General features: G+C 71.8%; 15 protein-coding genes. 7 read left to right on the top strand and 8 right to left on the bottom strand.

The window, feature by feature from the left end; genetic code table 11:
• Nucleotides 1–6 precede the first annotated feature (6 nt).
• The 3 genes from HF999_RS05150 to HF999_RS05140 form a co-directional block, all read right to left on the bottom strand.
• On the bottom strand, nt 7–489 hold the full coding sequence (locus tag HF999_RS05150; protein ID WP_168544837.1) for a DUF5130 domain-containing protein: 483 nt from the start codon (nt 487–489) through the stop codon (nt 7–9).
• Nucleotides 476–733: an aa3-type cytochrome oxidase subunit CtaJ gene (gene ctaJ / locus HF999_RS05145; protein WP_168544836.1), complete on the bottom strand. Its 258-nt coding sequence runs from the start codon at nt 731–733 to the stop codon at nt 476–478. Before ctaJ ends, HF999_RS05150 begins: the two co-directional genes overlap by 14 nt.
• A gap of 67 nt (nt 734–800) precedes the next feature.
• The gene (locus HF999_RS05140) at nt 801–1358 is read right to left on the bottom strand and encodes an HNH endonuclease (protein WP_168544950.1); all 558 of its coding nucleotides are present in this window, start codon (nt 1356–1358) and stop codon (nt 801–803) included.
• Nucleotides 1359–1598: 240 nt separating this feature from the next.
• Between HF999_RS05140 and HF999_RS05135 the strand changes: the two genes are divergently transcribed.
• Nucleotides 1599–2003, top strand: coding sequence for a globin (locus HF999_RS05135; RefSeq protein ID WP_168544835.1), 405 nt, complete (start codon nt 1599–1601; stop codon nt 2001–2003).
• A 13-nt stretch (nt 2004–2016) separates the two neighbouring features.
• Nucleotides 2017–3615 carry a glycoside hydrolase family 13 protein gene (locus HF999_RS05130; protein WP_168544834.1) on the top strand — a complete coding sequence of 533 codons (1599 nt, stop codon included), beginning with the start codon at nt 2017–2019 and terminating at the stop codon, nt 3613–3615.
• 57 nt (nt 3616–3672) lie between these two features.
• Here HF999_RS05130 and HF999_RS05125 read toward each other — a convergent pair whose 3' ends face one another.
• Nucleotides 3673–4158, bottom strand: coding sequence for a DUF4188 domain-containing protein (locus tag HF999_RS05125; protein WP_210733486.1), 486 nt, complete (start codon nt 4156–4158; stop codon nt 3673–3675).
• 79 nt (nt 4159–4237) lie between these two features.
• Here HF999_RS05125 and HF999_RS05120 point away from each other — a divergent pair, with 79 nt between their 5' ends.
• Entirely contained in the window at nt 4238–4897 is a 660-nt protein-coding gene (locus HF999_RS05120) for a MerR family transcriptional regulator (RefSeq protein ID WP_168544833.1), read from the top strand.
• On the opposite strand, the gene HF999_RS05115 is transcribed toward HF999_RS05120, so the two are convergent.
• From HF999_RS05115 to ettA, 4 genes are all read right to left on the bottom strand, one after another.
• Nucleotides 4861–5517 (bottom strand): DUF8185 domain-containing protein, encoded by a 657-nt coding sequence (locus HF999_RS05115; RefSeq protein ID WP_168544832.1) that lies wholly within the window; start codon nt 5515–5517, stop codon nt 4861–4863. The two genes, HF999_RS05120 and HF999_RS05115, sit on opposite strands and share 37 nt — an antisense overlap.
• Entirely contained in the window at nt 5514–5951 is a 438-nt protein-coding gene (locus HF999_RS05110; protein WP_312854031.1) for an acyl-CoA thioesterase, read from the bottom strand. The genes HF999_RS05115 and HF999_RS05110 overlap by 4 nt, the downstream gene beginning before the upstream one ends.
• A 63-nt stretch (nt 5952–6014) precedes the next feature.
• Entirely contained in the window at nt 6015–10235 is a 4221-nt protein-coding gene (locus HF999_RS05105; RefSeq protein WP_168544830.1) for an NAD-glutamate dehydrogenase, read from the bottom strand.
• 216 nt (nt 10236–10451) lie between these two features.
• A complete protein-coding gene (ettA, locus tag HF999_RS05100) occupies nt 10452–12125 on the bottom strand; it encodes an energy-dependent translational throttle protein EttA (RefSeq protein WP_168544829.1) in 1674 nt (557 codons plus the stop codon).
• 356 nt (nt 12126–12481) lie between these two features.
• On the opposite strand from ettA, the gene HF999_RS22955 reads away from it, so the two are divergent.
• The 4 genes from HF999_RS22955 to HF999_RS05080 are packed head-to-tail and all read left to right on the top strand — an operon-like array spanning nt 12482 to nt 24541.
• Nucleotides 12482–18004 (top strand): type I polyketide synthase, encoded by a 5523-nt coding sequence (locus tag HF999_RS22955; RefSeq protein WP_168544828.1) that lies wholly within the window; start codon nt 12482–12484, stop codon nt 18002–18004.
• A complete protein-coding gene (locus tag HF999_RS05090; RefSeq protein WP_168544827.1) occupies nt 18001–22437 on the top strand; it encodes a non-ribosomal peptide synthetase in 4437 nt (1478 codons plus the stop codon). Before HF999_RS22955 ends, HF999_RS05090 begins: the two co-directional genes overlap by 4 nt.
• Nucleotides 22434–23669: an ABC transporter ATP-binding protein gene (locus tag HF999_RS05085; RefSeq protein ID WP_168544826.1), complete on the top strand. Its 1236-nt coding sequence runs from the start codon at nt 22434–22436 to the stop codon at nt 23667–23669. The genes HF999_RS05090 and HF999_RS05085 overlap by 4 nt, the downstream gene beginning before the upstream one ends.
• Nucleotides 23666–24541 carry an ABC transporter permease gene (locus HF999_RS05080; RefSeq protein WP_168544825.1) on the top strand — a complete coding sequence of 292 codons (876 nt, stop codon included), beginning with the start codon at nt 23666–23668 and terminating at the stop codon, nt 24539–24541. Before HF999_RS05085 ends, HF999_RS05080 begins: the two co-directional genes overlap by 4 nt.
• The last annotated feature ends 120 nt before the right edge of the window (nt 24542–24661 follow it).

The following is a 24661-nucleotide window of genomic DNA, read 5'->3' as shown; positions in this document are numbered from 1 at the left end:
TCGTCGCTACGCCGTCGGCGGCTTCACGGCCGAGGCCATGACGCGCAGCGCGGCGATGAGGCCGTCGATGAGATCGCCGGCCTGGAAGGGCGGGATCGCGGCGGTCACGCCGAGCTGCGCGACCTTGTCCCCGAGGCGGTCGGCGACGCCGCTGCCGGTGAGGACGACGATGTCGCGCGTGTTCGGCGACACGGCGATCAGGGCCGCGTACTCGGGCTCGGGGGCCTGACGGAGCACCGCCTCGGCACCGGCGTGCACATCGTCACCCAGGTCGCCGATGTACACCGAGAAACGCGCGTTCGCATCGCGAGTGGCGCGGATCAGCGCCTCGTCGAGGCCGATCAGCTCCTCGCGGGAGAAGGGCGGGTTGACCGGGCTGTCGCTCGCCTGGCGAGCCGCGGAGATGCGCCCGCTCGAGGTGATGGCCGTGCCGATGGGCAGATCGCCCTGCGGGACGGCGACGGTCTGCGTGTGATCACCACTTGCCACGAGCGGCACCCCCGATCAGGTTCTCGTTGTCATGGTCGTCGTGGTGCCCGCCGTGCGGGCCCACCGGCGCCTCGTCGACCGCGCTGAACAGCATGGGCTCGCGGGTCCACGGCTCGCCGAGCTTGTACTCGTCCGGCTGCTGGTACTTCTCGTTACGGCCGGTGGCCATCGAGATGACGCACAGGACGACGATGACGATCGTGGCGACGACCGTGATCCCGCCGATGATGTTGAGCAAGCTCACTGTGGGCCCCTTTCCCTGTCTGTGCGAACGCCCGACGGCGCTGGTCGGGTCTGCAGAACAACTTAGCCTATGCCGCATCGAGGTCGAGATACCGACTCCACATCGGGTCGACCTCCTTGAGGGTCGACAGCAACCGCCAGTGCCGGCCCTGCGGCGCCCGCGGTTCCGTGCGGAGCTTCCAGCCGATTTCGGACAGCAGCCGGTCGGCCTTGCGGTGGTTGCACGCGGCGCAGCAGGCCACGCAGTTCTCCCACCCGTGGGCACCGCCCCGGGAGCGCGGCTGAACGTGGTCGATGGTGTCGGCCTTGCCGCCGCAGTAGCCGCAGCGGAACCGGTCGCGGTGCATCAGGGCCGCCCGGGTCATCGGCACCTGCGCGCGGTAGGGCACGCGGACGTAGGTGCGCAGCCGGATCACCGAGGGCACAGACAGCGAACGGTCCGCTGAATGCACCAGCGGACCGTTCGGATCGTCGTGGACCACATCGGCCCTATCCCTGAGCATGAGGACTATCGCCCTCCGCATCGAGATCGCGGTCAATGGCTCGTAGGTGGCGTTGAGGAGCAGCACCCGCCGCTTGCCCCATACCGACCCGCCGGGCGGGTTGTCGCCGGCGAGCGCGACCATCGCGGGGGCACCCGCGGCGTGCGTCCGCTTCATCGACTCTCCTCACCCTCGCGCCGACCCGCCGGGTTCGGCCGGGTCGTCCGCCTCTAGTAGTGCACCACGGACGACCGCGATCCGCACGGTGATTACCGCGCATTTCCCGCGACGAGTCGGCGCACAACCGGTGAACGCGCGGTGACCCGCCCACCATCGCCCGGTTCCGCTCCGGAGTGGCCGCCGGGCCCGTGCGAGACTGGAAGGGTGAGCACGCCCGACCAGCAGAGCTTCTACGACGCCGTCGGCGGCGCCGATACCTTCCAGGAGCTGATCCACCGCTTCTACCAGGAGGTCGCGCGCGACGAGCTGCTGCGCCCCCTGTACCCGGAGGAGGATCTCGGCCCCGCCGAGGTCCGGCTGCGGATGTTCTTCGAGCAGTACTGGGGCGGCCCGCGCACCTATTCGGAGCAGCGCGGACACCCGCGGCTGCGGATGCGGCACGTGCCCTACCGGATCACCGAGATCGAGCGCGACGCGTGGCTGCGCTGCATGGACACGGCGATCGCCTCGATCGACGACGCGCGGATGACCCCCGATCGCAAGCAGCAGCTCAGGAACTACTGTGAGACGGCCGCACAGATGCTCGTGAACACCCCCATGGGCGGTTGAGTTGAGGAGTGAGATGACGCCACCCGTCCACACACCCCACTACACGGACGCCCCGTGGTGGAAGGACGCGATCTTCTACCAGGTCTACCCCCGGTCGTTCTCCGACTCGAACGGCGACGGCGTGGGAGACCTGCGGGGCGTCATCGACCGGTTGGGTTACCTCGAGTTGCTCGGCGTCGACGCGCTGTGGCTCTCGCCGGTGATGCGCTCCCCCATGGCCGATCACGGCTACGACGTCTCCGATCCGCGCGACATCGACCCGCTGTTCGGGACCATCGAGGACATGGACGAGCTGATCCGGTCGGCGCACGCGCACCGGATCCGCGTGACGATGGACCTGGTGCCCAATCACACCTCCGATCAGCACCCCTGGTTCCGCGCCGCGCTGGCGGCGGGCCCGGGGAGCCCGGAGCGGGAGCGCTACATCTTCCGCGAGGGCCGCGGCCCGCACGGTGACGAGCCGCCCAACAACTGGCCCAGCATCTTCGGCGGCCCGGCATGGCACCGCGTGACCGAGCCCGACGGGACGCCGGGCCAGTGGTACCTGCACATCTTCGCCCCCGAGCAGCCGGATCTGAACTGGCGCAACGAGGAGGTCTTCCAGGACCTCGCGCAGACCCTGCGCTTCTGGCTCGATCGCGGGGTGGACGGTTTCCGGATCGACGTCGCGCACGGGATGTCCAAGCCGGCGGGGCTGCCCGACATGGATCTGGCGCACAACCAGATCATGGACAACGACGAGAACGACCTGCGGTTCAACGACCCCGGGGTGCATGCGATCCACCGGCGCATCCGTGCCGTGATGGACGAGTTCCCGGGACGCGTCACCGTCGGTGAGATCTGGGTGAAGGACAACGACCGGTTCGCCGAGTACATCCGGCCGGACGAACTGCACCTGGGCTTCAATTTCCGTCTGGCGGAGGCGGAGTGGGACGCGCGGGAGATCCGCGAGGCGATCGACAACTCACTCATCGCGGTCGAGTCGGTGAACGGCATCCCCACCTGGACGCTGTCCAACCACGACGTGCCCCGCGAGGTCACGCGGTACGGCGGCGGGGATCTGGGCGTCGCGCGGGCGCGGGCGATGATCCTCGTCGAGCTGGCGCTGCCCGGTACGGCGTTCCTGTACAACGGCTCCGAGCTGGGCCTGCCCAATGTCGACCTGCCGGACGCGGCGCTGCAGGACCCCACGTGGGAGCGCTCCGGGCACGTCGAGCGCGGTCGCGACGGCTGCCGCGTGCCCCTGCCCTGGCAGGGAACCCTTCCGCCGTACGGATTCTCGACGGATCCGGACACCTGGCTCCCGATGCCGGAGGACTGGAAGGACCTCACCGCGGAGGCGGAGCTCGAGGATCTCGACTCGACCTTGACCCTCTATCGCACCGCGATCGAGCTGCGGCGCATGCGGCCGGAGTTCCGCGGGGACGCGATCGAGTGGTACGGCGCCCCCCGTCCCGGCGTGCTGGCGTTCCGCCGGGTCGACGGCCGCCTGACCTGCGTCCTCAACGCATCGGACGGCCCCGTCGAGCTGCCCGGCGGCGAACTCGTCCTCGCCAGCGCACCGCTGGTCGACGGTCTGCTGCCCCCGAACGCGGCCTGCTGGCTGGCGTGAGCGCCGCCGGCGCACGGGGCCGCGCCTGATCGGTCTCCCGGCTTCGGTCGGGTCCGATCAGGCGCCGATCCGCTCGCGCGCCGACGTGCCGCGCCGCTGGACGGGCTGCACCCCGACCGCCGCGCCGAGCCCCACCGGCGTCGCGAGGTCGCCGTAGATCGACTCGTGTCCGCCGGCCGGCACGCGGTAGGTCTCGTGCCAGATACCCGCACGCGAGCGCCCGTCCTCGTGGGTCATCGCGTAGAACTTCAACCAGGCGGGGCGGTGCCGGAAATCGTTCGACCGGGCGTACCGCTCCAGGTCCTCGAAGCTGCGCCAGTACTGCACCGCCATCGGCCCGGTCGTCGTCAACGCGTTGTAGCCGCCGAGGAATCCGAGCGCCCCACCGCGCCGCCGATCACGCTTGAGCTCTCGCTGCATGGCGAGCATCGAACGCGTGAGGAAGGCCGCTTGGCCGAGATTCCAGGTCGGACGCGGCTGCATCCCGATCAGGAAGACGATCACATCGCCGTCATGGGCGTCGGTCTTGATGTCGTGCTTCACGGAAGTGCCTCCCGGACGGACTTGGATAGTGCCACTACCCATATTGGAGAGTGGAGCTATCCCGTGTCAAGATCGAATCATGCGATTGTCCGAGTTGTCCGCCGAGACCGGCGTCAGTACCGCGTCGCTGAAGTTCTATCTCCGGGAGTCGCTGCTCGAACCCGGCGAGCCGCGCACGCGCACCCAGGCCGACTACGGCCCCGCGCACGTCGAACGCGTGCGCCTGATCCGCGCCCTCGTCGAATCGGGCGGCCTGTCGCTCGCCCAGGTCCGGCGCGTCATCGAGGCCCTCGACAGCCCGACGGTGCCGCGCCACGAACTCCTCGGCGTCGCCCAGGACGCGCTCACGGACGGCACCGCGTACGACGAGGACCCCGACTGGACCGCGGCGGCCGTCGCCTTCGTCGAGCACCGCGACTGGCGGATCCGCGACGGCGACGTCCTGCTCCCGCAGCTCGGATCGCAACTCAAGGCCCTCGCCGACACCTGCGGTGTCGGCGGCGCCAGCACCCTCGACCGGTGGGCGGACGCCGCGGAGGCCATCGCCGCCGGCGACCTCGAGACCCTCACGGACGACGACGAGCAGGCGCTGCGCACCGCCATCGTGGGCACGGTCCTCTCCGACCGCGTATTGCAGACCCTGCGCCGACTGGCTCAGCAGAACCTCACCGCGACGCTCCTCGAGCGCGCCGGGGCCGAGCGTCAGACCAACAAGGCGGGTCCGGATTCCCTTCGCTGATACAGCGATCCGTACCGCGCGTCCACCCGCACCCAGGTCGCGGACGCCGACACCCGGACGGGCTCGTCGGCACCGTCGGCCGCGAAGCCCATCGCCTCCAACGCGAACGCCGTGCGCAGGGCGATCGGGACGGTGCTCTCCCCCGAACTCACGCTGACCACCTCGGAGTCCAGCAGCGACGCCGGCGGCCCGGCGGGACCGCCCGCCTCCCGCCCCACCTCCACGCCGCGCGCCGCGACGTCCCGCAGCGCCTGCGCCGGCACGTCGTCGACGGTGACGAAACCCGTTGCCGGCGGCAGCGCACCGCGCCAGGCGGAGTCGAGGGAGAAGCCCACGTCGACGTACCCGCCCGCATGCAGCCGCTCGCCCGCGGGATCCTCCCGCAGGGAGTCGAGGACGGTCGTCGCGCTGCACACGAGCGATTCCGGCGCGACGGTACCGGTGAGCACCCGGACCACGAGAACGCCGAAGCCCGTCCGGCCCCAGACCTCCACGTGCTGCTCGTCGCGCCGCCGGACCCGGACCACGGCCGAGTCGTCGGTGCGCAGCAGACGGGTCACGAACGCCGCGAGGTTCGCCCGCGGCCGCGCCCCGGGCACCGTCAGCCTCCGGTCGCTCACCGGGAGAACGACTTCAGGTAGTCGCGCTGCTCCCCCGACAGCCGGCGCACCCGCTGCTCCGCCACGTCGAACGCGGCGAGGCGCACCTGTGCGACCACGGCCGGCGCGGTGTCGAGCCCCGCGCCCGCGGGCCGGACCTCGTGGTGCACCACGAAGTCGGCGGCCCGCACGGCGGAGGTCCACACCGTCACCTGCAGCGGCGAATCCTGGTGCCGCAGTTGCCCGCGGTACTCGACCTCGAGCTTGGCCAGCAGCAGCCCGTCGAGCAGGTCGCGGGTGGGCGCGTCCGGCGCGAAGAGCAGCGGGATCCGCGCCTCCTCCAGCAGCGTCACCATGCGCGCGTTGTTGATGTGCTGGTAGACGTCCATATCGGACCACCGCACATCGACCGGGACCGTCAGGACGGCGGCGCCGTCGTCGGAGACGGTGCGCACGCCCGTGACGCCCGCGGCGGTGAAGCTGTAGTCGGTCACCCCGTCAACGCTAGCCGACGGGCGTCACCCCGCGTGCCGCAGGAGCGAGCGCAGGGCCCGGGTGGCCACCGACAGGCTCGACTCCTGGTTCGCCAGCGCGCCGCTCCCCTCCTCCGGGTCGAGGATCTCCGACAGCAGCGCACCGACCCGCTCGAGGCTCCGCGCGTTGCGCGAGGCCCAGTCGCCGATCTTCTGCGTGGCCGGCTCGTTCGCGTCGGTGAAGTTGAGGACCTCGACGGTGAGCGCCCGCAGCGCGCCGTACAGGTCGTCGCGCAACGCGAGGCGGGCCATCCCGCTCCACCTGTCGCCCCGCGGCAGCTCCGCGACCGCGCCCAGCATCTTGTCGATCCGCAGGTACTGCATGAGCGCGAAGTACAGGCGCCCCACCTCGTCGTCCTCGCGCTCGGTGATGTCCGCGATGTCGACCACGTCGAGCAGGCTGAACCGGTACAGCGCGCGGGACACCCCGAACGCCAGGTCGTCCGGGACCCCCGCCGCGATGGCGTGGTCCGCGGCCGCGCGGGCCTGCGCGTCGTACTGGATGTCCCACTCCGGCATCGCGGCCGTCATCGCCGCGATGCGATCCGCGTACCGATTGACCTCCGCGCCGATCGCGATGGGCTGCGGGCGGTTGGTGAGCATCCAGCGCGCCCCGCGGTCGAGTACCCGGCGGCTCTCGGAGAACAGTGCCGCCGACTCCACGGCCGAGACCGGCAGCGCGCGGATCGCCGACCACGTGGCGGAGAGGCCGAAGACGCGGCTCACTGCCACGAACGCCCGCACGGCGTCGGCGGCACCGGCGCCGGTCTCCTCCTCGAGCCGGTAGACGAAGCTGACGCCCGCGTTGTCGACGAGCTCGTTGACCACCTGGGTGGTGACGATCTCGCGGCGCAGCGGGTGCGCGAACACGGCCTCGCCGGCGCGCTCGCGCAGCCCGTCCGGGAAGTACTCCGGGAGCCGCGCGGTGAGCGCGTCGTTGTCGGGAAGGTCGCTGGCCAGCACGTCGTCCTTCGCCGCCAGCTTGACGTGGGCCATGAGATTCGCCAGCTCCGGCGAACTGAGACCGAGGCCGGCGGCCTTGAGCCGGTCGGTCTCCTTGCGCGTGGGCAGCGCCTCGAGCCGCAGGTCGACGCCGCGGTTGCGCGAGAGGTCCGCGAGGATCCGGGCGTGCACGTCCACCATCTTCGGCGCGAGCGAGCGCTCCACCGACAGCGCGGTGTTCTGGGAGACGTTGTCGGCCAGCACCAGACGCGAGACATCGTCGGTCATGGACACCAGGAGGTCGTGCCGCTCGGCCTCCCCGATCGCGCCCGCCGCGATCTGCCGATCCAGCAGGATCTTGATGTTGACCTCGTGATCGGAGCAGTCCACGCCGGCCGAGTTGTCCATCGCGTCGGTGTTGATCCGGCCGCCGCTGCGATCGAACTCGATGCGGCCGAGCGGAGTCACGCCCAGGTTGCCGCCCTCGCCGACGACCTTGGCGCGCACCTGGTTCCCGTCGACGCGGATCGCGTCGTTGGCGCGGTCGCCCACCGCCAGATCGGTCTCCGTCGAGGCCTTGATGTAGGTGCCGATGCCGCCGTTCCACAGCAGGTCGACGGGGGCCAGCAGCACCGCGCGCATGAGCTCCGGCGGGGTCAGCTCGGTCACGTCGTCGGCCAGGCCCAGCACCGCGCGGACCTGCGGGCTGATGGGCACCGACTTCGTCTCGCGGCTGTACACGCCGCCGCCCTCGCTGATCTTGCTGGTGTCGTAGTCCTTCCACGACGACCGCGGCAGATCGAACAGTCGCTGCCGCTCCGCGAAGCCCGCCGCGGCATCGGGATTCGGGTCGAGGAAGATGTCGCGGTGGTCGAACGCGGCGACGAGCCGGATGTGCTCGGAGAGCAGCATGCCGTTGCCGAAGACATCGCCGCTCATATCGCCCACGCCGACCGCCGTGAAGTCCTCGGCCTGGGTGTCGATGCCCATCTCGCGGAAGTGCATCTTCACCGACTCCCACGCGCCGCGCGCGGTGATGCCCATGCCCTTGTGGTCGTAGCCCTCGGATCCGCCGGACGCGAAGGCGTCGCCGAGCCAGAAGTCGTATCCGGCGGCGACGTCGTTGGCGATGTCGGAGAACGACGCGGTGCCCTTGTCGGCCGCGACGACGAGGTAGGTGTCGTCGGCGTCCCGCCGCACGACGCGCTCGGGCGGGAGCACGGCACCGTCGGCACCGAGGTTGTCGGTCACGTCGAGCAGGCCCGAGATGAACATGCGGTAGCACGCGACGCCCTCGGCGCGCTGCGCGTCGCGGTCGACGCCGGCGTCGCCGGTGATCTCCGGCGGCTGCTTGACGACGAAGCCGCCCTTGGCGCCGACCGGCACGATGACGGCGTTCTTGACCGCCTGCGCCTTCACCAGGCCGAGGACCTCGGTGCGGAAGTCCTCCCGGCGGTCCGACCAGCGCAGGCCGCCGCGGGCGACCATGCCGAACCGCAGGTGCACGCCCTCCACCCGCGGCGAGTACACGAAGATCTCGAACCGCGGGCGCGGCTTCGGGGCCTCGGGGACGCGGCCGGGTTCGAGCTTGATGGAGATCACGGGCTTGTCGGCGTAGAAGTTGGTGCGCACCGTGGCCTGGACGACGTGCAGGTAGGCCCGCAGGATCCGGTCCGCGTCGAGGCTCGTGACCGCCGCGAACGCCGCCCGCAGGTCGGTCTCCGCGGCCGCCGCCGCGTCGGAGTCCGCGGCCACCGGATCGAAGTTCGCGGTCCACAGCCGCACCAGTGCCAGCACCGCGTCGCGGTGCTCGAGCAGCACCTGCGCCACGTGGCCGGGGCTGTACGGGAAGCCGCACTGACGCAGGTACTGGCCGATCGCGCGCAGCAGCGCGACCCGGCGCCAGTCCAGGCCGTACGCGAAGATCAGCTCGTTGAACCGGTCCACCTCGGCGTCGCCGCGCCACACCGCGGCCGCGCCCTCGCCGGCCAGGCCGCGCAGCCGGGCGAGGTGGGCCGGCAGATCGGCGTCGCTGACGCCCTCGGCGGCCGTGGCGCGCAACACCTTCGACACCCGCAGGCCGAAGTCGTAGACCGAACAGAGCACACCGTCGGGACGCCGGACGGTGTAGGGGCGCTCGTCGAGCACATCCACCCCGAGGGACTGCAGCACGGGCAGCACCTGGGAGAGCGTGACGTGCCCGCCCGTCATGTACATGGTGAAGCCCAGGTTCGCGCCGCGGCCCTCCGGCGGATCGTAGAAGACCAGGTCCGTGCCCTCGGCGGGGAGCGCCGCGATCCGGTTGACGTCGAGCAGCGCGACCGCGGGGGTCTGGTCCTCCTTGTAGTTGGGCGAGATGCCCGGGAGGTACGCGGCCACCAGGTCGACATCGGCGCCCGCGGCCTCCGCGGCCGACCGCACGTCCTCGTCCCAGGTGCGGCTGACATCGCCGAGCCGGGCCCGGATGCGGGCCTCGTCGGCGGCCTGGAACACGGGAACCGCGTCCTCTCCTCGCGGGAGGAGCACGAACTGGATCCGCGCGATCGCCGACTCGGTGACGCGCGCGGTGAACCGATCGACCCGCATCCCGGTCTCGTCCTCGAGCACGTCGATGAGCACGCCGCGGGCCCGCGAGGTGTAGCGGTCGCGGGGCAGGTAGACCAGCGCCCGCGCGAACCGCGCCAGCTTGTCGGTCCGGAGGAACAGTGCGAGGTCGTCGTCACCGAGGTCACGCAGGGCGCCGAAGACACGGGCCAGCTCGTCCTCGTCGGCCACGACGAGCCGCAGCCGCGGGTAGGTCTGGATGAACTCCATCAGGCGCTGGTTGGCCGGGTCCGACCGGTCGACCCCGATCCGGGCGAGCACCCGCTCGATCTTCGCCCCGACCATCGGGATGCCGAACACGTTGTGGTGCAAGCCCAGAACCGTCATCGCCATGGCGAACAGCTCCGTCGGCCCGCCGTCCGACGGGCTCGCGGCGAGCAGGAAGGGCGAACCCGCGGCATCGCCGAGCGGCTGCGCGAGTTCCACCACCCCGATGCCGCCCGCCTCGGGCGCGGGCATCGCATCGATGACCGCGCGGAGCTTGTCGTCGGGATCCGCGAGCACTCCCGTGCCCGCGCCGCCCGTCCAGGTTCCGAGGATGCGCGCGTTGTCCTCGGAGAGCCAGGTCAAGAAGTCCGACGGTGACCGTCCGGGGGGCTGGTCGGCGACGCTCGTTGCAGCTCGGGTGAAGTCGGACGGATCGTGCGCGGACTGCTCCACGGGGGTACTCCTCCTGCGATGAGTCATAGCAGCGGGCACGCCAAATGCGAGGTCAGCACACGGCGCCGTTGCCAAGGTGTGACGGAGCCGGTGGGCTCCGCGCACCACACTACGTGCGGAGGGGGGACTACGGGCGAGTAACGACGACGACGGCGCCCGCGCGTGGTGTCGCGGGCGCCGTCGTCGGGCACCGGTCCGGTCGAGCCGGCCGGAGGATCAGTCGCGCGTCAGCTTGCGGTGCGTCACGGCGTGCGGACGGGCGGCCTCGGCACCGAGGCGCTCGATCTTGTTCGCCTCGTACGCCTCGAAGTTGCCCTCGAACCAGAACCACTGGCCCTCTTCGACATTGCCCTCCCACGCCAGGATGTGGGTGCAGGTGCGGTCCAGGAACCACCGGTCGTGGGAGATCACCACCGCGCAGCCCGGGAACTGCTCGAGCGCGTTCTCCAAGCTGGAGAGGGTCTCGACGTCGAGGTCGTTGGTCGGCTCGTCGAGGAGGATCAGGTTGCCGCCCTCCTTGAGGGTCAGCGCCAGGTTCAGCCGGTTGCGCTCACCGCCCGAGAGGACCTCCGAGGGCTTCTGCTGGTCCGGCCCCTTGAACCCGAACGCGCTCACGTAGGCGCGGGCGGGCATCTCGTTCTGGCCGACGGTGATGTAGTCGAGCCCGTCCGAGACCACCTGGAAGACCGTCTTCTTCGGGTCGATGTTCGCGCGGTTCTGGTCGACATAGCTCAGCTTGACCGTCTCGCCCACCTTGACCTCGCCCGAGTCCGGGCCCTCCAGCCCGACGATGGTCTTGAACAGCGTCGTCTTGCCGACACCGTTGGGGCCGATGACGCCGACGATGCCGTTGCGCGGCAGGGTGAACGACAGGTCCTTGATCAGCACGCGGCCGTCGAAGCCCTTGTCGAGGTTCTTGACCTCGACCACCACGTTGCCCAGGCGCGGCGGCGTCGGGATCTGGATCTCCTCGAAGTCCAGCTTGCGGTGCTTCTCCGCTTCGGCCGCCATCTCGTCGTAGCGCTCGAGGCGCGCCTTGTTCTTGGTCTGCCGAGCCTTGGCGCCGGACCGGACCCAGGCGAGCTCCTCCTTGAGCCGCTTCTGCAGCTTCTGGTCCTTCTTGCCCTGCACCTCGAGGCGCTCGGCCTTCTTCTCCAGGTAGGTGGAGTAGTTGCCCTCGTACGGGTGCAGCTTGCCGCGGTCGACCTCGCAGATCCACTGCGCGACGTGATCGAGGAAGTACCGGTCGTGGGTCACGGCCAGGACGGCGCCCGGGTAGCTCGCGAGGTGCTGCTCGAGCCACAGCACCGACTCGGCGTCCAGGTGGTTGGTGGGCTCGTCGAGGAGCAGCAGGTCGGGCTTGCTCAGCAGCAGCTTGCACAGCGCGACGCGGCGCTTCTCGCCGCCGGAGAGGTGCTCGACGGTCGAGTCGCCCGGCGGGCAGCGCAGCGCGTCCATCGCCTGCTCGATCTGCGAGTCCACGTCCCAGGCGTCGACGGCGTCCAGCTGCTCCTGCAGCTTGCCCATCTCCTCCATCAGCTCGTCGCTGTAGTCGGTGGCCATGAGCTCCGCGACCTCGTTGTAGCGACGCAGGTTGACCATCGTCTGGCCGAGGCCGTCCTCGACGTTCTCCTTGACGGTCTTGGTCTCGTCGAGCACCGGCTCCTGCATCAGGATGCCGACGGTGGCCTCCGGGTCCAGGAACGCCTCACCGTTCGACGGCTGGTCGAGGCCCGCCATGATCTTGAGGATCGACGACTTGCCGGCGCCGTTCGGACCGACCACGCCGATCTTCGCGCCGGGGTAGAACGACATCGTCACATCGTCGAGGATGACCTTGTCGCCGTGCGCCTTGCGCACCTTCTTCATGGTGTAGATGAACTCAGCCACAGTTCCTGCCCTGTCTCACGCGAAAACGACCCACCGGTGTGCCGGGGGCAAACGACTGCCTGTAAGACTATCGACGCGACATGTAAGCCACCCGGTGCCGCGATTTACCGTACTGGCACAATTATTATCACCGGACATCCACCCATAAGATCCAGACCATCACATCACCCCTTCTTCATCGAGCGGATATCATGATCTCGCGCACGTGAACCGGCGTTATCCGGCGCAGCCCCCCGACCGGACCGCTGCGCCAAGCGTGAAACAGGTGGGGCTTAAGAAGCGACATCCACCATGAGGACCGGGCACGGCGAAGAAGCCGCCGGCGCCGGCGAGGGGACATTCAAGGGAGTACAGCGGTGAGAGACGCTTCAGTGAACAGCAGCGGTCCGCGGGGAACGGACCGGCGCGAGCCGATCGCGATCGTGGGCATCGGTTGCCGCCTTCCGGGCGGGGTGCGCTCCGCCGAGGACTTCTGGGACCTGCTCGACGAGGGCCGCGATGCCATCGTCGACATCCCCGCGGAGCGCTGGAGCGCGGATCGCTATTACGAGGCCGACCGCACCCCGGGCAAGAGCCGCGTCCGCCGCGGCGGCTTCCTGACCGACCCGGTCGACGAGTTCGACCCCGCGTTCTTCGGGATCTCCCCCATCGAGGCGCACTCGATGGACCCGCAGCAGCGGCTCCTGCTGGAGGTCGCGTGGGAGTCCTTCGAGGACGCCGGACTGCGCGCCGAGGACCTCGCGGGTTCACGGACCTCCGTGTTCACCGGCGGATTCACCCTCGACTACAGCCAACTGCAGTTCTCCTCCTCCGCCGCGGAGCCGCCGACGGTGGTCGCGCACACCGCGACCGGCGTGGTGATGACGATGCTGTCCAACCGCATCTCGCACGCCTTCGACCTGCTCGGGCCGAGCATGTCGATCGACACGGCGTGCTCGTCCTCACTGGTCGCGATTCATCTTGCATGCCAGTCGATCTGGAGCGGCGAGAGTGAGCTGGCGCTCGCCGGCGGCGTCAACCTGATGCTCAGCCCGAACTTCACCGTCGCCGCGTCCACGGGCGGCTTCCTCTCCCCCACCAGCACGTCCCGCGCGTTCGACGCGGCGGCCAACGGGTACGTCCGCGGCGAGGGCGCGGCGCTGGTCGTGCTCAAGCCGCTCTCCCGCGCCCTCGCGGACGGCGATCGGGTCTACGCCACGGTGCTCGGCACGGCCGTGAGCCAGGACGGACGGACGAACGGCATCACCGTGCCGAACGGCGACAGCCAGGAGCGCGCCATCGAGGCCGCGCTGGCCGGTGCCGGAGTCGCCCCGGAGAGCGTCGACTACGTCGAGGCGCACGGTACGGGCACGCCCGTCGGCGACCCGATCGAGGCGAACGCGATCGGCCGGGTCTACCGGGGCGAGCGCCCCGCCGCCCAGCCCTTGGTCATCGGCTCGGTGAAGACGAACCTCGGGCATCTGGAGGCCGCCGCGGGCGTCGTCGGCTTCATCAAGTCCGCACTCACCCTGGCCCACCGCCGAGTCCCCCGACACCTGCACCTGGAGACCCTCAACCCGGCCATCGACCTCGACGATCTCCGGGTCCGGATCGCCACGGAGCCCGCGGCGCTGCGCCCCGACGGCGTCCTCCGGGCGGGCGTGAACTCGTTCGGCTTCGGCGGCACCAACGCCCATGCGATCCTCGAATCGGCGCCCGCACCGACCGCGGGGCCCGCCCCCACCGCAGAGTCCGCCCCCACCGGCGGCGACGCCCCGGAGCGCGACGGCATCGCCCTGCTGCTCCCGATCGCGGCCCGCAGCGACGCCTCCCTCGCGACCCTCGCCGGCGCCTACGCCGGGCTCGTCGAGTCCGACGGGGTCGCGCCGCTGGCGCAGGCACTGGCGCACCGTCGGAGTGCCCACCGGTCCGCGCGGCTCGCACTGGTCGCCGGGGACGCCGCGCGCGCCGCGGAGGCACTGCGCGCCGCTGCCGAGGGCGCGCCGCATCCGTCCGTGCGGACCGGTTCCGCGCTCGCGGACGCGAGGCCGCTCGCCTTCGTCTACACCGGGATGGGCCCGCAGTGGTGGGGCATGGCCCGCGGTCTGCTGCAGCACAACTCGGTGTTCCGCACCGCGATCGACCGCTGCGACGCGGCTCTGCTCCCGCTCACCGGCTGGTCGCTCACCGACGCGCTGCTCGCCTCCGAGGCGGACTCCCGCATGGCCGAGTCCGAGGTCGCGCAGATCGCGAACTTCGCCGTGCAGTACGCGCTCTCCCGGCTGTGGGAGTCGTTCGGGGTCCGCCCCGACCTGATCGTCGGACACAGCGCGGGCGAGGTCGCAGCCGTGCTGGAGGCGGGCGCCCTGACCTTCGACGATGCGGTCACCGTGATCGCCCATCGGGCACGGTTGCAGCACACCGCGAGCGGCCGGGGCCGGTTGCTGGCCGTCGCGCTCGGCGAGGCGGACGCCCGCGCGCTCCCCGAGGTCCAGCGCGGCGAGCTCGAGTTCGCCGCCCTCAACGCTCCCGAGTCGATCGCGCTGGTGGGCGCGCTGCAGGTCCTGGAGGCGCTCGCCGCCCGGCTCACCGCCGACGGTGTCTTCGCGCGCCTGGTCCCGGGCGATGTCCCGTACCACAGCAGCGCCATGGACCCCCTCGAAGCCGAGGTCCGCACGTGCCTGTCCGGACTCGCCCCCGCGGCGCCCACGGTCCCGCTCTATTCGACGGTGACCGGGGCCCGGGTCCCGGCGGACGGCTCGCAGCCGCACGACGCCGAGTACTGGTGGCGCAACATCCGCCGACCCGTCCTGTTCGGGGCCGCGACCGAGGCGATGCTCGACGACGGCGCCGTCACCTTCCTCGAGATCGGCCCGACCGCGGTGCTGGGCCGGGCGATCACGGACGCCGCCGCCGCTCAGGAGCGGAGCGTCGGGACGACCGCCTCGCTGCGCCGCGACGGCGCCGACTCCGAGTCCTTCGCGGGCGCGCTCGCGGACCTCTGGGTCCGCGGCGTCGAGGTCGATCTCTCGCCGCTCAGTCCCCGCGCGCCCATGCGGTCGCTGCCCGCGTACCCGTGGCAGGCCGACCGGTTCTGGGCCGAGAGCGCCGTCGGCCGTCGGGAGCGCCTCGCCGACACGGTCGAGCCCTACCTCGGTAACCGGTCCGACGGTGCCACGCCCGCGTGGCGCCGTCTGCTCGACGGCACCGCGCCGCGCTCCCTCCGCGATCACGTCGTGCACGGCTCCGTCCTGTTCCCGGGCGCGGGTTTCCTGGAGATCGCGGCCGAGGTCGCGCGCGACGAGTACGGCGCCACGGCCTGCACGCTGGAGGAGGTCGCCTTCGAGACGGCCCTCGTGCACGGCGGCGGTGGGACCTACCTCGTGGACACCGCCCTCGACGCCGATGCCGGCCGGATCACGATCCACGGCAAGGTCCCCGGGGCCGGGCGGTGGGCGCGGCACGCGACGGCGACCCTGCGCCCCGCGCCGTCGATCGCTCCACACCTCGACGACGCGCCCGTCGCGGGAACGCCGACGAGCGAGGACGCGCTGTACCGGGCCTTCGACGAGGCCGGCTTCGCGTACGGGCCCGCCTACCGCCTGCTGCACGACGTTACGATCGGCGACGGGGTCGCGACCGCCCGGGTCCGCGCGGTCGCCGCCGAGCCGGTCGCGGACCGGGCACCGATCCTCGAGCCGAGCGTCCTCGACGCCGCCTTCCAGCTGCTGCTGCCGCTGGCACTGCAGGGCGCCGCGGACGCCAAGCTCATCCCCGTCGGTGTCGACCGCGTCGTGATCCACGCGCGCCCGGACGCCCCGCTCGGCCCGCTCGTCGCGCGCGCGACGGCGCGGCCCTCGTCCGGCACCGACTCGATCGCCGGCGACGTGGTGCTGGCCGACGATTCCGGCCGCGTCGTGGCCGAGGTCGAGGGCTTCACGGTCCGGATCCTCGACGACGGCGCGACGCCGCAGCGCGTGGGTACGGACTGGGTCTACGAGCAGGCGTGGGAGCCCCAGGTCGTCGACGCCGTGGACCGCGGATCCGTCGAGGGCACCTGGTTGCTCCTCGCGGACGGCACGGGCGTCGCGGACCGTCTCGCCGCCCGCCTGACCGCGGCCGGCGGCACACCGGTCCTGCTGCGGGAGGACACCGTCGACGGCGGGCCGGCGCCCGCCGACCGGGAGGCCCTCGCCGCGGCGCTGGACCGTGCGGTGCCCGCGGACGGGCTGCGCGGCATCGTCCACCTCCGCTCGCTCGATGCCCGGACCGACGGGACCGATCCGCTGCGGTGGACCGCGCACGACGCCGTCCTGTCCGTGGTGCACCTGGCCGCCGAGCTCGACCGCCGCGGTATCGCGGCGCCGACCTTCCTGGTCACGAACGGCGCGCAGCCCGTCGCGGGCGGCGTGTCCGAGGCGGGGTTGCTGCAATCCACCCTGCTCGGCGTCGGACGGGTCCTGCATCACGAGCTGATGGCGCTGCACTCGCGCCTCGTCGACCTCGACCCGCGGGACCCCGACGGAAGCGCGGAGCTGCTCTTCGACGAGCTCGGCGTGACGGGCTCGGAGGAGGACCAGGTGGCGTTCCGCGACGGTGCGCGGCTGGTCGCCCGGCTCCACCCGTCGGCCCGCTCCGGCGGGCGGATCCCCGCCCGGATGCGCGCCGACGGCGCGTACATCGTCACCGGCGGCCTCGGCGCGCTCGGCCGGCTGGTGCTGGTCGCGCTCGCCGAACGGGGCGCGGGGCACCTGATCGTGACCAGCCGCGCAGGGCTGCCGCCCCGGGAGACCTGGGACGCGCTGACCGACGCCGCGCAGCGTGATGCGGTGGCGGCCGTACGCGCCGCGGAGGCGGCGGGCGCGACGGTGCACATCGTGACCGTCGACGTGACGGACGCCTCCGCCCTGGCGGCGAGCATCGCGGAGCTGCGGGCGCACGGCGTCCCCGCGATCCGCGGCGTGATCCACTCCGCCGGCGCGGTGGAGGACCAGATCCTGGTGCGGATGACGCCGGAGCAGGTCGACCGCGTGGTGCGGCCCAAGGTGCTGGGCGCCTGGGCACTGCACCGCGCTACGGCCGGCGAGCCGCTCGACTTCTTCACCCTGTTCTCGTCGATCTCGGCGGTGATCCCGTCGCCCGGGCAGGGCAACTACGCCGCCGGGAACGCGTTCCTCGACACGCTCGCGCACTACCGCCGGGCGCAGGGCCTGCCCGCGCTGTCGATCAACTGGGGCCCGTGGGACGCCGGGATGATCGCGAGCCTGGGCCTGCGCGAGCTGTACGGGCAGCGCGGCATCGACCTCATCGACCCGGAGACGGGCATGACCCTGCTCGCCGAGCTCCTCGGATCCGGCGAGGTCCAACAGGGCGTGGTCTCGGCCCACTGGCCCACCGTGATCGAGAGCTACGCGCTCACCCCGCTCCTCGTCGCCCACCTCGGCGGCGGCGAGGACGTCGGCGACCACGACGGGGAGTCGATCCTCGACCGGCTCGATGCCGTTCCCGCGGGCGACCGCGCGCCGATCGCCGTCGACGGGGTGCGGCTGACCGTCTCCCGCGTACTGCGGATGGCGGAGGAGCACATCCCGGACGACGAGCCGCTCGGCCGCCTCGGCGTCGACTCGATGCTCGCCACCGAGCTGCGGATCCGTGTGGAACAGCAGTTCGGGGCGGCACCGTCGATCGCCTTCCTCCTCGACAACGCGACGGTGGCGACGATCGCCGCCGAGCTCCTCTCCGTGCTCGGCCTCGACGCCGAGGACGCGGGGATCGATGCGGAGGAGGAGGCCGAGGTCGACGACCTCGCCGCGCTCCTCGCAGACCTCGACGACGACGCCGTCGCCGCCCTGCTCGCCCAGTCAGAGACCACCGAACCGAATGCCGGAGGCCCCCGATGACCGAGATCGAAGACCGCCTCGCGGCGCTGAGCCCCGCGCAGCGGAACGCCCTCCTGGCACGCCTGGGACGGGCACCGTCGACGGAGCCCGCGGCACCGCCGATCAGGCCCCGCGTGCAGGACGCGGACGCGGTCCCGCTCTCCGCCACCCAGGAGAACATGTGGTTCCTCGAGCAGTTCCACCCCGGCACGAGCATGCATGTGATGTCCGGCGTGGCACGGCTCCCGATCGACGTCCCGCACTCGGTCTTCACCGACTGCCTGGCCGAGGTGATCGAGCGGCATCCGGTGCTGCGCACCCGGTTCGGCATCGAGGACGGTGAGCCGGTGGGGCGGATCGACCCGGCCGTTCGGCCCGAGGTCGCGCTGCTCGACGGCGTGGACGAGCAGCGGATGTGGGCGCGGTTCGCCGAGGACGCCCGCACTCCCTTCGACATCACGCGGGACCCACTGCTGCGGGCGACGCTCGCGCGCACCGAATCCGGCGATACCTGGGTGCAGATCACGCTGCACCACATGGTGGCCGACGGCTACTCCACCGGCATCCTCTTCGCCGAGCTGGGCCGACTCGCGACCGGCAGGCTCGTCGGCCGGCTCCAGCAGCTCCCCGAACTCCCCTTCCAGTACGCCGATGTGGCGCTGTGGGAGCGCGAACGCGAGGAGGAGGACGCCGATGCTGCGGACATCGCCTACTGGACGGAGCGGCTCGACGGTGCGCCCGCCGCTCTGACCCTGCCGACCGACCGGCCCCGCCCCGCCCGCCAGAGTTACCGCGGGCGCCGCACCGAGTTCACGCTCACCGCCGACCGCGCCGCCGCCGTGCGCGCGTTCAGCGCCGAGCACGGTGTCACGCCGTTCGTCACGGTGCTCAGCGCGTACGCGACCGTCCTGTCCCGGTGGTCGGCGCAGGACGGCGTCGTGATCGGCGTCCCCGTGGCGCAGCGCTCCCAGCCGGGCACCGAGCAGGTGATCGGACCGTTCCTCAACACGCTCGCGCTGCCGATCGCGCTCCGCGAGGGCGAGACCGTCGAGGGGCTGCTGGCACAGGTGAACGGAGAGGTCCGCGAGGGCTTCCGGCACCAGGACGCGCGCTTCGACCGGGTGCTGGCGGCGCTCGACCTCGGCCGCGACCCCGCCCGCCCGCCACTGTTCCAGGCGGTCCTGAACATGCAGGAGGATCGCAGCGCGCCCGAGATGCGGATGCGCGACCTGTACAACGGCTGCGCCAAGTTCGAGGTGCTGCTCAACATCACCACGACGCCGACGACGATGACCGGCACGCTCGACGTCGCAGCCGACCTGTTCGACCAGGAGAGCGCCGATGCACTGATCGACGGCTTCCTCGCGGTGCTGGACGCGTTCACGGGCACCGGAACCGCGGGGGGCGGCGAGCTCGCGACCTTGCCACTGAGCACCACCCCGCTCGCCGTCGCCGCGCCGGCGCCCCAGCCGGCGACGACCGCGCTCGACGAGTACGTGCTCGCCGCGGGGACCGACGGCGCGGACCGCACCGCGATCGTCACGGCGACCGAGCGGATCACCCACGCGGAGTTGGCGGCCCGCGTCGAGCGCCTCGCCGCCCGGATCGCCGAGCGGATCGACGCCCCGCCGCAGACCCCGGTGGGCCTGCTCCTGCCCCGGTCGGCGGAGGTGGTCGTCGCCATGCTCGCCACCCTGCGCGCGGGATTCTCCTTCGTGCCGCTCGACCCCGCCTACCCGGCCGAGCGCCTCGCCTTCATCTGCGCGGACGCGGGCGTCCCCGCGCTGATCACCACCGCCGAGCACCTGGCCGAGGTACCGGGCCTCGACCTGCCCTGGATCGACGTGACCGACGCGCCCGCCGGGCCGGCCCCGGCACCGTCGGGCCTCGATCCCGCGACCCGGACGGCGTACCTGCTCTACACCTCCGGATCCACGGGACGCCCGAAGGGCGTTCGCGTCTCGCACCGCAACGTGGTCACCTTCCTCGAGGCGATGCGCGCCGAGCCGGGCCTGGCCCCCTCGGACACGCTGCTGGCCGTCACGAGCCCGTCGTTCGACATCGCGATCCTCGAGCTGTTGCTCCCGCTCGCCGCCGGGGCGCGGGTCGTGATCGCCGACGGTGACGACGCCCGCGACGGCGACCGGCTCGCGGCGCTCCTCGACGAGCACGCCGTGACGGTCATGCAGGCCACGCCCACCACCTGGCACCTGCTGCTCGACGCGGGGTGGACCGGAACGCGCGGGCTCCGAGCACTGTGCGGAGGTGAGGCGATGCCCGCCGTCCTCGCGGGCCGCCTCCTGGACTGCACGGACGAGCTGTGGAACATGTACGGCCCCACCGAGACCACCATCTGGTCGACGGTGCACCGCGTCAGCCGCGACGATGTCTCGGCGGGCGCGATCCCGATCGGCCACCCGATCCGCGGCACCGGGATCGTGGTCGCCGACGCCGCCGCCGCACCCGTCCCCGATGGTGTCTTCGGCGAGCTGTGCATCACCGGCGACGGCGTGACGCTCGGGTACCACGAGCGGCCCGATCTGACCGCCGACCGATTCGTGGAACTGTCCGGAGCACATCCGATCCGGGCCTACCGCACCGGCGATCTCGTGCGCCGGTTCCGCGACGGCCGGATCGAGTTCGGCGGCCGCATCGACACCCAGGTCAAGGTTCGCGGCTTCCGCGTCGAGCTGGGCGAGATCGAGAGCGCGCTGGAGACGGCGCTGCCGGGCGTGCGCGCGATCGCCACGGTCGACGCCGCCGGGACCGCCATCACCGCCTACCTCGAGTGCGCGGCCGAGGAACTCGGCGACACCGGCGCCCTGCTGGGCGGACTGCGGGAGACCCTGCCGCCGTACATGGTCCCGACCGCGATCGCAGTGGTGGACGCCTTCCCCCTCACCCCGAACCGCAAGATCGATCGCAAGGCACTCGCGGCCCGCGGCGGCGCACCGGTCGCGCTGGCGGCCGCGAGCGGCGTCGAGTACGTCGCCCCCCGCACCGACCTGGAGCGCGACCTCGTCGCGATCTGGTCGGATCTGCTGTCGCTGGAGGCGGCACCGGGCGTCCGCGACGATTTCTTCCTGCTCGGCGGCCACTCGCTCCTCGCGACCAAGCTGGTCTTCCGCGTGCGGGAGAAGCTCGGCCGGGTGGTGCCGCTGCCGGCACTGTTCGCCGGTGAGCTCACGATCGAGCGGCTCGCCGCGATCCTCGAGCACGGCGGCGCCGGCTTCGAGAGCCCGCTCCTGCTGGCCGACGAGGTGGTCCTCCCCGAGGAGATCCGGCCCACGCCGGGCGCACCCGTGCGCAGCGCGACCGACCCGCGGAACCTGTTCGTCACCGGTGCCACCGGATTCGTCGGATCGTTCCTCCTGGCCGAGCTGCTGCAGACCTCCGCGGCGACCATGCACTGCCTGGTCCGTGCCGAGTCCCGCGAGGAGGGCTCGGCGCGGATCCGGGAGGCGATGCGCGGCTACGGGATCTGGGACGATGCCTACGCGGCCCGGATCGTCGCGGTGCCGGGCGACCTGACGCGCGAGCGACTCGGGCTGAGCGAGGAGGTCTGGGCCGAGCTGGCCGAAACCGCGGACGGCATCATGCACTGCGGTGCCGACGTGAACTTCCTGCGCCCCTATTCCACGCTGAAGTCCGCGAACGTCGACGGCACGGTGCACGTGCTCGCCCTGGCCTGCGACGGCCCGGTCAAGCCCGTGCACTTCGTCTCGACGACCTATGTCTTCTCGCGGTTCTCCTACCCGCAGGACACGGTCTTCGCGGAGGACGATCGCAGCCCCGTCCAGGATCCGCGGTTCACCTTCGGCTACACCCAGTCCAAGTGGGTCGGCGAGCAGCTGGTCTTCGAGGCGCGCTCGCGCGGCGTCCCCACCTACGTCTACCGCACCGGCCGCGTCGCCGGTCACAGCCGCACCGGCGCCTGCCAGCAGTCGGACTTCCTGTGGCAGACCATCAAACTGGGCGTCGCGCTGGGCGCGGCGCCGGTCATGGACATGTCGACCGACATCACCCCCGTCGACTACGTGGTGGGCGCCATCGCGCGCCTCGCCGGCCGCCAGGACCTCGCCGGCCGCACCTTCCACGTCGTCTCGCCCGAGACCGTCGCGGTGGGGGACCTCGTGCGCTGGATGTCCGACTTCGGATACGACGGCGAGCAGCTGCCCTTCGGGCAGTGGTGCGAGCGCGCCGCCGAACTCGCCGAGCGCGAGGGCGACGAGACCGCCGCCGCGCTGGCCCCGTTCCTGTCCGCGACCCCGTTGGACAACATGCCCGATGCGCGATTCGACGACGCCAACGTGCGGGAAGGGCTGGCGGGCACCGCGATCACGTGCCCGCCGATCGACGATGCGCTCCTCCGGCGCTACTTCGAGTGGTTCATCGACCGCGGATACCTCCCGCCGCCGCCGTCCCGGGACCTGCCGGATAGCGTCGCGTCATGAGCGCAACGACACCTCGCGGCCCCGTGGAGCGGACGCCGACCACGCTCCGGGAACGGCGCCGCAGGACGCCCGTGCAGCAGGTCGACCCGAACGTCTCGCAGCCGATCCGTACCCGGGCCTCCCGCCCGTCGCTGCCCGCGGCGAGGCCGGCACTCCCGGCGGCCCGGCCGGCGACCCCAGCGGCCCGCCCGGCAGCACCGGCAGCCCCCGCGGCCCGGCCGGCTGTCCAGGCGCCCCCGGCCGCCCGTCCCCCGGCCCCGGTACCCCTGCCCGCTCCGGCTCCCGCCGCACCCCCCGCACCCGTGCGCGGACCGGCGCCCGGGCCGGCGGGGCCACCGGTGATCAGCGTCCGGAACCTGGTCAAGAGTTACGGCGACGTCCGGGCCGTGGACGGCGTGTCGTTCGACGTCGCCGGCGGGAGCACGTTCGCCTTCCTCGGCACGAACGGCGCCGGCAAGTCGACCACGATCAGCTGCATCACGACATTGAAGTCGACCACGTCCGGCACGATCCACGTCGCCGGAATGGAGGTGGGCGCGCAGGACCTCGACATCCGCCGGTCGATCGGCGTGGTCTTCCAGGAGTCCCTACTGGACCCCGCCCTGTCCGTCCGCGAGAACCTGGCACTGCGCGCCACGTTCTACGGCGTCGACCGGAACACCGCGAAGGAGCGGATCGCGGGGCTGTCGTCGCTGCTCGATCTGGAGGAGTTCCTGGGGCGCCGGTACAAGACGCTGTCCGGCGGGCAGAAGCGCCGCGCGGACATCGCCCGGGCGCTCATCCACCAGCCCCGCATCCTGTTCCTCGACGAGCCGACGACCGGCCTCGATCCGGACTCGCGCGACCGCGTCTGGTCGACGATCCTGGACCTGCAGAAGCGGCTGCGGCTCACCGTCTTCCTCACCACGCACTACATGGAGGAGGCCGAACGAGCCGACCGGATCGCGATCATCGACCACGGTCGGATCGTGACCTCGGGTACGCCGACGGAACTGCGCGCCGCGCACGCGAAGGACGAGCTGCGGGTGACTCTGCGCGATCCCCGGCGGTTCGACGAGCGGTTCGGATCGCGCGCCGCACGTGCCGGGGCGGAACGTCGGATCGTCGTCAAATCGAGCCGGGAGGCCATGGCCCTGCTGCGCGAGTTCGACGCCGACATCGCCGATTTCGAGTTCCGGCACGGAACGATGGACGACGTCTTCCTGAACATCACACGAGGCGGGGGGCGATGATGCTGTACCACCTGACCCGGCGCAATGTCGTCGTGTTCTTCCGGGATCCGCCCGCGGTGTTCTTCTCGCTGCTGTCGCCGATCATCCTGTTCGTCCTGTTCTCCGCCTTCCTCGGCGGCGTCCAGACCGACGCCCTGCAGAAGTCCCTGCCCGGCGCCCACGGCGACGACGTCGACGCCTTCGTCTACTCCTGGGTGATCGCCAACCTGGTCATGATCACCACCGCGACGACCAGCCTGTCCGCGCTGGTGGTGTTCGTCAACGATCGGGTGGGGAACGTCTTCCGCGACTTCCTGGTCTCGCCGATCAGCAGGCTGCAGATGATCCTGAGCTATCTCCTCGGCGCGTTCGTCGTCTCGGTCGCGCTCAGCGCGGCGGTCCTGGTCCTCGCGGAGGTCTACCTCGGGATCGTCTACTCGGCCGCGCTGTCGGCGGGCGCCTTCGTGCAGGCCCTGGCGCAGTTGGTCGGCTTCTGCCTGGTGTTCTCCGCGATCTGGAGCCTCGTGGTGACCTTCATCGCCTCCAACGGCGTGTTCACCTCGGTCGCGACGATCGTGGGCACCGCGGGCGGCTTCCTGGCGGGCGCGTACATCACCGTCGGGGCCCTGCCCAGCGGCGTCGTGACCTTCATGAACCTGCTCCCGCTCAATCAGGCCGCGACGCTCATGCGGGCACCGTTCACGCGCGCCCCGCTCGACGCGCTCACCGGATCGTCCGAACAGGCGCGCGCTACCGTCCGCGACGAGTACGGGCTCCTCCCCCACCTCGCCACCGCCCAGGTCTCGGAATGGGTCCTGTGGCTGGTGTTCGCGGCGCTGTTCGCGGTGTTCGTGGCGCTCGGTGCCTGGCGCATCGGCCGCAGGCTCGGCTGAGCGGTCGCCGCCGGGAGCGCGCCCACGATCACCCGGCGCCTCACGACCGTCGCCCCCCTCGAACGCGAACCCGGTGACACGCGCGTAACAAGCCGGCGCGACCCCGGAAACACCGCGCGG

The sequence above is a fragment of the Tsukamurella spumae genome, from assembly GCF_012396015.1.
In the GTDB taxonomy this organism is placed as follows: Bacteria; Actinomycetota; Actinomycetes; order Mycobacteriales; family Mycobacteriaceae; genus Tsukamurella; species Tsukamurella spumae.
The sequence above is the reverse complement of the archived record's forward strand: the minus strand, read 5'-3'. Positions and strand labels throughout refer to the sequence as shown.